At 57.9% G+C, this 11,640-nt stretch carries 8 protein-coding genes and 1 pseudogene; 7 read left to right on the top strand and 2 right to left on the bottom strand.

Translation table 11 applies throughout. From position 1 onward, the window contains the following. The first annotated feature begins 437 nt into the window (after positions 1 to 437). From CO676_RS33270 to CO676_RS33260, 3 genes are all read left to right on the top strand, one after another. Positions 438 to 6,236, top strand: coding sequence for an SAM-dependent methyltransferase (locus CO676_RS33270; RefSeq protein WP_097524188.1), 5,799 nt, complete (start codon positions 438 to 440; stop codon positions 6,234 to 6,236). A 102-nt stretch (positions 6,237 to 6,338) separates the two neighbouring features. Beyond that, a complete protein-coding gene (locus CO676_RS35600; protein ID WP_179875750.1) occupies positions 6,339 to 6,794 on the top strand; it encodes a hypothetical protein in 456 nt (151 codons plus the stop codon). A gap of 179 nt (positions 6,795 to 6,973) precedes the next feature. Further along, the gene (locus CO676_RS33260) at positions 6,974 to 7,195 is read left to right on the top strand and encodes a hypothetical protein (RefSeq protein WP_097524187.1); all 222 of its coding nucleotides are present in this window, start codon (positions 6,974 to 6,976) and stop codon (positions 7,193 to 7,195) included. 712 nt (positions 7,196 to 7,907) lie between these two features. On the opposite strand, the gene CO676_RS33250 is transcribed toward CO676_RS33260, so the two are convergent. After that, positions 7,908 to 8,264, bottom strand: a complete 357-nt coding sequence (locus CO676_RS33250; protein WP_097524186.1) for a hypothetical protein — start codon at positions 8,262 to 8,264, stop codon at positions 7,908 to 7,910. Between the two features lie 692 nt (positions 8,265 to 8,956). Here CO676_RS33250 and CO676_RS33245 point away from each other — a divergent pair. The 4 genes and pseudogenes from CO676_RS33245 to CO676_RS36620 all read left to right on the top strand — a co-directional run bounded on the left by CO676_RS33245 (position 8,957) and on the right by CO676_RS36620 (position 10,684). After that, a complete protein-coding gene (locus tag CO676_RS33245; protein ID WP_097524185.1) occupies positions 8,957 to 9,334 on the top strand; it encodes a hypothetical protein in 378 nt (125 codons plus the stop codon). Positions 9,335 to 9,428: 94 nt separating this feature from the next. Then, positions 9,429 to 9,752: pseudogene (locus CO676_RS37110) on the top strand (hypothetical protein); the annotation flags it as partial. A 109-nt stretch (positions 9,753 to 9,861) separates the two neighbouring features. Then, complete coding sequence (locus CO676_RS36625; RefSeq protein ID WP_348628091.1) at positions 9,862 to 10,242, top strand: hypothetical protein; 381 nt, start codon at positions 9,862 to 9,864, stop codon at positions 10,240 to 10,242. After that, the gene (locus tag CO676_RS36620; protein ID WP_245424624.1) at positions 10,208 to 10,684 is read left to right on the top strand and encodes an adenylate/guanylate cyclase domain-containing protein; all 477 of its coding nucleotides are present in this window, start codon (positions 10,208 to 10,210) and stop codon (positions 10,682 to 10,684) included. Before CO676_RS36625 ends, CO676_RS36620 begins: the two co-directional genes overlap by 35 nt. Positions 10,685 to 10,871: 187 nt before the next feature. On the opposite strand, the gene CO676_RS33235 is transcribed toward CO676_RS36620, so the two are convergent. Next, complete coding sequence (locus CO676_RS33235) at positions 10,872 to 11,177, bottom strand: hypothetical protein (protein ID WP_041414118.1); 306 nt, start codon at positions 11,175 to 11,177, stop codon at positions 10,872 to 10,874. Positions 11,178 to 11,640 lie beyond the last annotated feature (463 nt).

The following is an 11,640-nucleotide window of genomic DNA, read 5'->3' as shown; positions in this document are numbered from 1 at the left end:
TCGACCAAGCAGACCTTGGCGTCGACAGGAGCAAAAACAGGAGCAAGCAAGAGCATGTCACCCCGTTGTCAATCCGTGGCGCGTCAGATGACAATGCTCCTGCTGAATCCCTCAGTTCCGAAACTTCGACTGAGCCGTCGTTCCGATTTGCCCCATTGCAGCGTTTGACTCGCGACAAGGCAGCTCCCGGGACGCGAGACCATTTGCTAAAGTCCGGCCTTCCCGTCGTTGAGGACCCCGCAGGCGTATTGTATCTGCCGCGGGCAGGGACGACGCGCACCATTTCCGGAGTCTCGCATCAAGCACCCCAAGAGAGACTTTCGAACGCAGCGCAGAACGTGCGCTTTGTTACGCCGCTGCCAGCATCGCCTGAACGAGCCGGACCATTTCAGACCGCTTATCCGGTGAGAAAGAGCGAGTACCCGCTCCAGGAATGGATGGCTGAATATATACCGGAAACAGGTCTTTTCTACACCGAGGCAAGAAAGGTCGACGCACAGTGGATCTACAAGCCGAACCACGATCGTCGAGACCAGTCGAATTCCATACTGATAAGTCCAGATATTTATGTCGTCAGCGCATTCGGTACACGCGATGCCCTGTTTGATTTGCAGGGCGCCCCGGTGACCGCGATTATGGATAGACGCCGGAGGCTTATTACACCGCACCGACTGGTCAATCGGCTTAGCGAACATTTTGGTCTCGATGAAAAATCCTACACACCCGGGCAACCTATTGCGCTTCTTGCGGAATATACGGCCGCAGGAGGGAGGAACTCATACGCCCAACAGCTGGCGACAGAGGCTCATGCTCCCGTGTATGGCCTTATAGGAGACTTTAACGATAGGCAGTGGGCTCTGTTTTTTCCAGATCCTGTAACGCAACCCGTCATCCAGCCGAATTTTGACGTAAGTCCGCGCAGCACAAAGGAGGGGCAAGCTGTGCGAGCAAGGTGGACCTTGCTCGAGAAAAGGGAATCGGCCGATCTCGAAGTCCTGTCTCAAGATGATTCAGTGAAGATTGATAGATTTCTCGCCCCGCAAGGAGCGTTCGTCATCAATGCGCACTCGAAAGAATTGCTGTCGAGAGGGCCGCAACACGTTGCTGCGTCAGCTCGCGAGGCAGGATACTCTGGCGATAAAGCGGCAATGCTTTTGACCCTGGATTCTGACGAGGGGACACACAAGTTTGCCCACGATCTTGCGGAAGCGCTCGGGGGCCCGGTCCTGATTATGACGGACGATGGCTGGAGGGCGGATGGAAATGCCATCGCCAAGAACACAATTACAGTCTCCCGTGTTGAAGGTGCCGAAAACAGGCGAATCTCCATCGATGAGAGCGGTCACGTCAGTTTTCTTGATACCCAGGAAAATCGTGAAGCGATGATCTGGCTCAACTTCGGACCGCTTGAACGTTCCCGAAGTTACTTCGAGCGCAAACGCGGGCAAATGGATGATGTCCGGCTCCATTTGTTCGATGTGCCGAAATCCGCGCTGGAGAATATCAGGCAGAACGCTGTTCGTCAGGCGGATGCTCAACGAGACGGCAATACCAAGAAACCTGTTATGGGCGACTGGCTGGAATCACCCGACCAGTTCGGGTTGAGATGGGACCAGGCCAAGGAATTGGAGGAGCTTGTTGTTCCGGGTTCGACGCGCACACTTGGTTCTCTGGGCGGTACTCCGGAAGACGGCAAGCCAGCTGTAATGGTTCACCCCATGCCGGATGAACTTGGCAGGTCGGTTACGATAACGACACCCACTCAGCCGAGCGAGCCGGCAGCGTGGGCTGATGCAAGCCAGACAGCCATCTTCATACCTCGCGGCAATTTCCCGGAGGCCTTGAACAGTGTGCCCATGATGCCGTGGCAGCCTCCAACCACGTCAAAAGGCTGGCATGATGTAGCCGATCAAAACTCGCATTTTTTGGAGCCTCCTGCCCACCCCGGCGTCAGGAAAGCCGGTACAGTGATAATGGAGCCTGACGGCCGTACTTGGATCATCGAATCGACCAACCATTTTGCTGGCGCTCGCACCTTTCCAAAGGGCTCAGTCGAGGACGGGCTGTCTTTGCAGGCCACCGCGATTAAGGAAACATATGAAGAAACAGGATTGCAGGTCGAACTGATTTCCCATCTCGTGGATCAGACGCCGAAGGGTAGCAAAACAACGACACGTTACTATCTCGCGCGGCGAATCGGTGGCACGCCAGTCGATATGGGATGGGAAACGCAGGGTGTTTACCTTGTCCCTAACGATCAGGTCGCGGACACTTTGAGAACCAAACGTGATCGCGCGATCTTTTCGCATGCTTTGCAATTACCGAGCCAGCCAAGTGCCGGAAGGCCCGATTTAGGTGAGCTCGCGGCAGGTCACGCTGAACGTGCCCATAGGGCCGATTTACACAACAACCCTGGAACTGTGGCCGAACGGCCAAGCAGTTCCCCCACGACGACGAATAGTGCTAGTGGAACTGGAAGGACCGATCATGCGTCCACGGTTTCGGACGTTGAGACGGAAAGTCCTAGAGCGCTTCCCGCGCTTCCCCAGCGTAAAGGAAGTATGCTTGAGGTTGAGTACGAAAACAAAGGCAACTTCTGGGCAGCCAGCATTCCGAACCTTGACGTATTCGCCCGAGTAGAAATCGTAGGATCTTCCGTCGACCGTGCCTCCAGCAGCGTCTGCGATTCGATTTTTGTGACGCATCTGTTCCGCGGCGCGCTACCAGCCGGAAGCGGCACCAAACTACTTGTTGATCTCATTCAGCGTTCAGGGTTCTCTCCTCAACGCGCACTAGTATTCAAGAATGTTCACGAACAGCACACACTATTAGCATTTACCCGGAATACCGATCCCGCAGCCTCCTTACTTGGGAAGCTGGGGGCCAAAACTGTGAGATCTATTGGGCTTGATGCTGTAGATTTCAAGTTCGTTCAGAGAGTGCTAGACGGCAAGCAGGAGTTGGATCTTGTTATTGGTGTTTCCAAATCCGGGAGCCCTGTTCCTGGTGGTCGGCAGAGCATCGCCACGTCGGAGGTGCAGCTTCGAGAACCAAACGTAGCTGAAGGTGTCGTACGTCCATCTGATGCACAGATGGAATTGGAGGCAAGGCTGTCTGAGGCTCGGTCTTTGGACGAAGTCAGCAGGCAGTGGGCGCCGGCGAAATCGTCCAACCTCACCCGACTCGGGAATGCTCCGTCGCCGTTCGTAGCCCCACGGATCGAGGGGGGTGGACCGGAGGTCGTTGCGACAAGTCCTGCGGAGCCGACGATCAAACCGATTCTTCCGCTCAGGGTTCCGGGGCGAACATTGGAGCCGCTTCACGAGCGGGTCGATCCGCAGTTCCGGAATAAAATGATCGATTTCGTTCGTTCGGAAGGCAAGATCACCTTTGCCGATTTCATGGAGCGGAGTCTTTATGGTATTGACGGCGAAGGCGGCTACTACAATTCCGGCCTAGCTCGCATCGGCGATACAGACGATTTCTTTACGGCGGCTTCACTGACCCGACATTTCGGCGGCACTATTGCGCGCGCGCTGGTCGATATTCACATCGAAATGGGCCGTCCGCCGCGCTTCGATGTCGTTGAGATGGGAGCCGGGAACGGCGATATGGCCAAGGCCATCATCGACAAACTCGCGGCTGATCATCCCGAAGTGTATCAGGCTCTGCGCTATACCATCGTCGAGCGCAGCGAAGGTCTGATACCGCGGCAACAGGCGATGATGGACGGCAGGCCCGTCCAGTGGGTTCACGCTAGTGCGTCCCAATTGCCGATGCAGGACGTTCGCGGCGTGTTCATCTCCAATGAACTCGTCGACGCTTTCCCCGTACACCGCGTCGTCAAGCGTGGCGAGCATCTCCGAGAACTCTACGTGACGATCGACGACGAGGGCCAGTTCGTCACGACGGAGGGAGAAGCCAGCCGCGCGCTCGAGGCCGTCCACACCGATCTCTCCGAGTTGACAGACCTGTCGTCGCTGCCGGATGGCACTGAGCTCACGGTCAACGCGAGATCCGTCGAATGGATGAAACGGATCGGTTCGGCGCTCGACAAGGGCTATGTCCTGACCTTTGATTACGGTCACCCCGGAGCCGTGATGGAGGCGCCCTATACTTTTCTGGAGAATCAGAAGCCCGTTAGCCTAGCCCTGCGCTACCCTGGAGCGATCGACATCACGGCGCAAGTCGATTTCGCGCTGTTGATGCAGGTCGGGGAAAGAGCCGGGTTGAAGCCTCATGCCCTGCGCGGAGGCGCGTACTTCGAATCCCAAACCCAGTTCCTGTTGAAGCACGGCATTCGCGAGGAACTTGCACGGGAAAGCGATCCGCAAGAGTTGGCGAAGGGTCACCGGCTCTTAAGCGAGTTTCACGGATTCACGGTCCTGGTCCAGCGGAAGGACGGGCCTGCGACAGAAGCAACGGCAAGCGAGACCGAACGCCCGTCCGGCGACACGAGCGCTGGCCGCGAACAGCATGACGACACCGCGCGAGGCCCCGCGGCAGCTCAACGGCTGGATGACGGGGATGAGTTGAGCCCGCTGCTGTATTATGCTGGATCAAATTACATCGGTCTTCAGCATCCAACAGATACAGAAATCGTGATCATGGCCGTCCTCAGCGATCCGTCAGGAGAATTGGGCCACGCTCCGGTGACGACGTCCGAGGTTTCGGTCCGAGGGAAAGTGCCATCAGTCAACGGCGGCCGTCTGTTGGCGGGCTTGTTCGAGCGCTACGATGTTCGACCGAGGGAGAGGCTAGTATTCAGCAGTACCAAAGATGAGCAGACACGGCGTGCTTACGAAGGGGGCGAAGATCCAGCGATGACCGCCCTCGGCCGGTCAGGGGCCGAGGCCCTGCTTCGTCTCGGATTGAAACCGGCAGGATTTCGATTCGAGAGGAGCTCCGCATTGGACCTGGATCTCGTGATCGACGTCGCTCCCCAGGAGAGATCGTCCGGGACACATGGGACGTCCATCGGCGGCGCCTATCATCCCGCGAGCGATATTAACGCGCGTTGGGTCGCGCGCGATCAGGTCATGCCGACCGCATTCTCGCGCGCCCCACTGCCTGAGGCGCCGGCTTCATTCGAGATCCCGCGGATCATGGGCGACATGGCGCCCGGGCGTCCGGATACGGTGAGGATCACGCCGGCGGCCGACGAAGGCGCGTTGTCCCGCGATCCGGATGCGCACCATTACCGGGACAGGCGTTCGTCCGATGGCGAGGCGCCGACCGAGAAAGCCACGTCCAGAGAACCTCTTTCTCTACGCTATAGATCCGTCCAGGCGCTGCTCGACGACAGAAACATCGATCACCGCATGGTCATTCCTCTTAGCCATGTCGAAACCGCCACACGCGCCGTCGATCGCTCGGGAGATCCGGTCTCGCCTGCTAGATTGCTCCACAAATTTGATGAGCTTGGCACCGCGATTCGGGAAAAGAGGCCGTTTGTCGTGGATGTCGACAGGCCGAACGAGGCCGCGAAGAGCTTCGGGCAGCGTCTCGCCGATCTGTCCGGCCTGACGGTGCTTCTGCCGCCCGCCGGACATCCCGGCGAGTGGCGCATCCTGAAAGCCTCGTCTGTCATGGCCGAAGGCCGCGTCGAAGCGGACGGCCGACAGGTCTTCGTCGTGGATGATTACGGTATCCGGCGACCATTCGACCCGGACCGGGATTTTGATCGGGTGAGGGGCGTCGGTGGCGAACGGACGGCGTTTCAGGCGAGAGACAAGGTCGTGGTCGTCTATCGGAAAACCGAGCCATTCGCGTTCGATGATTTTCACGTATTGAACGACCCGGACTATCACTTGTATACGCTGAGAAGTATCGAAGAGGATGGCGGTGTCGTCGTGAAGTCCAGCGGGATCGTCGATATCTGGGATACGCCCAGCTTCGTGCTCGATGCGCACGCTGCAATGGACAAGGACATCATCGGCTTCAACAAGGAAACCCGCTCGACCGAGGTGACGGATGACTCCTTGTTGAGCCATAGGAGCGTGGAGAGTCTGGAGAGACATCGCGCATGGATGATTGGTACGAATTGCCGCGTCATGGATCTTCAGTTCCTGATCGCGGAAAACGGGCAGTTCATCATCGCCGATCCTGGCGGATACAAGCGGAATACACCCCCAGATCCCCACCATTTGGAGATGATAGACCTTTATATTGCCGCCGCCAGGAAGAAGACGGAGGCCGACGAGGCGCCGGGCTTCGTTGCGGACCGGCGAGCTTAGGTTCGCCAGTCCCCCATGGAAGCGCCAGCTGTATCGGCAGATGGTTTGCCGGAGGGGGTTCGCAGGAGGGGTTCGCAGGCTTCGACCTTGGGAGCCTTCCGGGTGAACCTAAAGAAATGTGAAGCCATAGAGACAGGTTTGCACGTCGAACTGATCGCCCATCTGATCGACCAGACGCCGAAGGGTAGCAAAACGACAACACGCTACTACCTCGCGCGGCGCATCGGAGGCACGCCGGTCGAGATGGGATGGGAAACGCAGGGTGTAGACCTGGTCCCGAAAATAGTGTCGCGGAAACTCTGCGAACCAAACGTGACCGCGCGATCTTTTCACAGGCATCGCAGATCCTGGATCAGCAAAATGCCGGGAAGCCGGATCGTGTTGATCGGCAGCCGGCGGCAGATCAACCGGATCAGCAACGCCCCGTCCGGAGACTTGGTTCAACCGACGAGGCCGTGGCAAGCGCGACGAAACGCCCGAGCGCGCTCAGACGCCCGCGCCATTCACAAACGTAAGCAACGAGCTTCCTGGACCTGCACAACCGCTTCGACCGGATGATCGGCCCCATGGTGCTTCGAGATTTCGACCTCTGCGCCATTGGTCGCCGGCGCGGAGAGACATGAGACCGACGAATCGGTTGCGATTCCTGGCCATCGTCGGTGGTGCAGCGTCGGGTAAATCCCTGTCATCCGGAACCATCGCGCTCGCCACCTGTTGTTGCGCGAAAGGAGAGGCCGATGACCACTGATATCCGAAATGCCACGTTTTATGTATTGGAACAGGACGATCCTTTCACCGGTGCAATTCCAGTCAGTTTCGAAGAAGCCTTTAAGGAGGCTGAAAAGCTCACGGCCAACGGTCGCGCTGTTCACGTTCTTTATACCGAGGAGGCGACCCAGACCCAGTTGACCCGCTTTGCCGAGGCCGGCATCCGAACAAGCCTTGCTCCGCAAGGTTAGGGGAAATGGCCGAGGACCAGCGCTATCTTGCTAGCCCACCTCCTGGGCCTTCATCGGCGCGAGCTCTCTGCCAGACCATGAAGCCGCACCGCGGGCGCGGCTTCGAGCCCAGCTATTGGTAGCGGAGCGAGTTTGCGTCGAGGCCACCACAAGGCTGAGATGCTCGCATTCGATTGGAACCCTGCTTCCGCCGAGCGGTTCTTCTTGTGGCAAACGCGAGTAACGAACGATGACTGAGAAAGCTGCTATTCCGCCCAGGAAGGGCGATCCCAAAGCGCGGCCCGTCCGCGGTCCAGATCCTCAGGTCTCGGCGCCAAAGTCCGATGAACGCAAAAATACGCCTCGGGACACAAGAGAGGCGCCGGCGCCAAACCCGAATGGCGAACACGCCCGTTATCCTCGAGGGCACGGCACGCTGCCGTGCACCTAGGATAGCTGACCTCCGTAAACTCATTGGTCAGCGGATATTCCCGGACTTTTATGCCGGCTGCATTGTAGATGGCGTTCGCGACAGCCGCAGCGACACCGCACAGGCCGCTCGACGATCCCTTTGGCCCTCATCGGCGAAGAACGGAAGACCGCACTCGATCACACGTCAAAAGGGTCAGAAACTGCTTGGGCAACGGGCGGCAACCACAGAAGCTAAATGTCACCCCATGCAATTCGGCCATCCGTATTTCGCCCCCCTTGTCCGGCTTCTTCACGCTTCCGATCATCTATTCCTCCTGTTGAAATCGCGTTTGCCCCTGTTACGCACGAGGATTTCGGACATCGCTGTCCGGTCATCCTCCGACATGGCGGCAATCCACTGGTTAGTGAAGTACCGCAATTCGTGGGTGGAGAACGGGGCCGGGTTCCTCGCGTAGGGAACGAGGGTGTCGATCAGCGTCTGCCCCAGCACAAAGCGGTCCCAGTCCTCCTTGATATGCGGATCGGCCTCATTCGGTTCGACCGCGATCACCTGCGGAGACATCTTGATCGTGGTCCCGGCGAGAACCGGCCTGCCCTGCAGGACCCTCACGTTCTTGAAAGTCTCCGGCTTACCAAATAACCATTCCATCAGGCTCATCGCTTGCCCTCCGACATTGCGGCAACCTCCTCGTCATCGACCACGGCGCGCGCGTGGGACGAAGCGGACGAGAAGATTTTCAGTTGGTCGATCCTTCAGTAGTTGGGTTGCGCCGACAACAAGTGCGGCATCACACAGGTCGGGCCGGATCTCTTTCGTTTTTCGCCTGCGCTGTGCCGCTGATATAGACTTCATTGAACCCTTTGATCCATTCGGCCTGTTGGCCGATACATCGTCCCGAGAGGATCAGCCGGTTGGCCTAGTCCGTCGGACGAATCTTTGCCGCCCTTGAAACGGCGCAGCCGGCGGAGGGCCACTAGGCACACACGCATCGTCATAGACGCCGCCAGCAACGAGGTCGCCGATATCATCCTCAATGTCGCCGCCGAGGGCAGTCTTTTAGTCACAGTGCGCGGTGGTCGGCCAATGACCCATAGCGGCGATGGACCTGTACCTGCGCGAAGCCCTGCGGCTCGATTCAATCTGGCGACGAAAAGTCGGGAGCTCTTCCTACGATCATTAGGAGCTGCTGATGTTGCCTTCAACCTGTGCTACAGTTGTTGGGATGGGGAGGTGCGAACAGAACGGGGTTTCGAAGCCGTTCTGGCGGCCTTCAACGAGGTAAAACTGAGCTCTTCGTTCTTTAGTTCATTGCAACTCGGTACCCAGGCCGTGACCGGCCGGAGGAGCACATGGCGAAACTCAACGTTGATCAATACGTAGCGGCGGTGGCTGCGCGACTTGCCCATCTGACGCAGACATACGCGATCATATTTTTCGCCAGCATCGCGACCATGTTCGCCATACTGGCTTACGCATCATCAGCTGGACTAGCCGCCAGGTTCGCGCTCGCGACGATTGTGGTCGCAATCACGGTGTACGGAATTTTGGCAGCCAAATCCGCCTTGGACGATTTAAAGGCAATGTTGGACGATGCAGTCGACGACTTCTCGGGCAGCAGCTTCGGCGCTCACCTGAAGCAGATACCTATGGAACTGTTCACCGGAGTAAGTGTCGTCCTCGTCCTCGCAATGGGGGTAACGCAGCTGTGGGCGATCATTTCGGCCTGACGGGGCCTGATCTTGAACTGCGTGGCCGCGGTCGCTGAGGGGGCGCGGCAGGCCGACGTTAACTGCCAACGCCCTCTAGGATGAGGCGTTGCAAATGCTTTCAGGTATTTCTTCGCGGACAATCCCAATGCGTCTGCTCGAAGCCGTCAGCTACGGAACTGAGCGATATCCGAGGAAGGTCGCCAGACGACTTCGCGTCCTCAATGTTACGTGTTGGAGCATGGCTCTGGTTTGGTTGGGTTTCGCGGCTGTATTTGTGCCAGACTTCAAGCTCAGAACGGTCGGCCTCCTTGATCTAGGAATAGCAATTTTTCTGTTCGTCGTTCCTTTGCTGCACCGCTTTGGGCCGAACGCTGCGGCTATGACTTTTGTTCTCGTGAGTTACCTCGGAGTTTTCGTCGTTTGCTTCCTGGTCGGTACCGATAGTGGCATGCAAATGGAGTATTTGGCATTTGCTGCCGGCGCGGTGCTAGTTTTTAGGTGTAGAACCTGTAGTACCTCCACTCATCGTCGGCATTTTCTCTTTGGTGTCGATCCTGGCTCTGGAACTCTTTGCTCCGCGCAATGGTGGACTGTTGGACGAGACAGCAATGCTAGGCGGCTTCGCCGTGGTTGTGACTGCTACCATGACGATCATGTGCGCGGTGGTGTTCTATGCGGTTCGCGAAGTCGCACGCGCCGAGGCAATCGCAGAGTTCGAATATGAGCGATCCGAGTCATTGTTGGCGAACGTCCTGCCTCGAGCGATTGCGGATCGGCTGAGGTCTGGGCCTGCGCAGGTCATTGCCGACAAGCACGAGCACGCTTCGATTCTTTTCGCCGACATGGCAGGGTTCACCGCCGAGGCCAGCCAGACTTCGCCCGTCAAACTTGTTGGATTTCCTCAACGACGTTTTCACGGCCTTTGATCAGCTGGTTGAGCGCCATGGCCTAGAGAAAATCAAAATTACGGGCGACAACTACATGGTCGTCAGCGGCGTGCCCGTGGCCCGATCCGATCACGCCGCTGCCTTGGTTCTTCTTGGGATTGAAATGCTCGATGCTGCTGGCCGGTTGCATGATCCGCATGGACGCGCCGTGACGATCCGCATCGGCATCGCTAGCGGCTCGGTTGTTGCGGGCGTCGTAGGAGTGAAGAAGTTCTTCTATGATGTCTGGGGCGATGCGGTGAATGTCGCCTCACGGATGGAAACTACAGGCGTGCCCGGTCGGATACAGGTTTCTCCTGACACCTACGCTCAGGTGAGCGATAAATTCGATTTCGCATGTCGGGGACCTGTCGATGTGAAGGGCAAAGGCAAGATGACGACATGGCTGCTGGTCGACGAACGCCGGGATTACTCATTCTAATGGTTAGCTGATCTTGTAGGAAGATAACCGGGGTAAACCATAACACGGGCCGACGAAACCAAATGGACGATCGAACGTCCGTTTCGCTCGTGATTGGCGGGAGACGTTCAGACGTTCCCTGTTAGTGCTAAAAAGATCGCAAAAATGTATCATAGGGAACGACGGAGATTGCCGGCGGCGCGAGTTCTTAAATTCCTGACCCATCGAGCTCTCGGTCGTCATCGCCTTCCCAGGGTGAGGGCATGGAGGTGCGATTGAGATTGGCCGAGGGCATCGGCATCCAGCACTTCAATTCTGGCTCGGCGTATTCGATGATGCGGCCGGGCGACGAGTCAGCGGCGCGCCAGCCTTCTGCGCCGAACTGATCGCCATTCGACCAATACGCGAGATCAACTTCTGCCGCCCCCTGTTCGGACGGCCGGATCGTGACGAGGATCCGACTGCCGTCTTTCGGCGCGCTTGCCATGTGGCGCCAGGGGTCTGGCTCGGCCATAATTTTTCCTCCTGCCTTGCTGCAGGTTGCAAGTCTCGCCTTGCCATCGACAGCGGTCAACTCAAACCTTGCAAACCCATCGTCTAATTGACTGGGCCGCGTCCCCACAGGTGATGTAGTTGGGTGGTAGCGAAGCCGCTTGCGAGCGCGCCGTAGCCAGCGAGCGGTGCCGGAGGCACGGTGTGTCTTTTCAACAGATTTTCCGGGCATGCTTGCTTGTGTGTCCTGGTCTGCCGACCTCATTCGCGTTGCCAGGGTCTCTCTCGGTTTCTATCCTGACGCATGATCCGCACCCTACTGGTGCGCAGAAGCCCGAGGACATTGGAGCCCGATGGCATCTCAGCTGGATATGTTTTCCTCGCCACCTGAGCCAGGGGATGGCGTCGTAGTAAAGCTGCGAGTACCTTTGAGGCTGCGGCGGCGGACGCCACTCGATGACGAGGGTATGGCCCGGCTTTTGGAG

The organism is Sinorhizobium sp. BJ1 (genome assembly GCF_002531555.1).
Classification (GTDB): Bacteria; Pseudomonadota; Alphaproteobacteria; order Rhizobiales; family Rhizobiaceae; genus Sinorhizobium; species Sinorhizobium fredii_B.
The sequence above is the reverse complement of the archived record's forward strand: the minus strand, read 5'-3'. Positions and strand labels throughout refer to the sequence as shown.

Bases quoted from the DNA above. Each gene is read 5' to 3' on its own strand.
- CO676_RS33270 (WP_097524188.1), top strand. From the start codon at position 438: ATGGCTGAATATATACCGGAAACAGGTCTTTTCTACACCGAGGCAAGA.
- CO676_RS33260 (WP_097524187.1), top strand. From the start codon at position 6,974: ATGACCACTGATATCCGAAATGCCACGTTTTATGTATTGGAACAGGAC.
- CO676_RS33250 (WP_097524186.1), bottom strand. From the start codon at position 8,264: ATGAGCCTGATGGAATGGTTATTTGGTAAGCCGGAGACTTTCAAGAAC.
- CO676_RS33245 (WP_097524185.1), top strand. From the start codon at position 8,957: ATGGCGAAACTCAACGTTGATCAATACGTAGCGGCGGTGGCTGCGCGA.
- CO676_RS33235 (WP_041414118.1), bottom strand. From the start codon at position 11,177: ATGGCCGAGCCAGACCCCTGGCGCCACATGGCAAGCGCGCCGAAAGAC.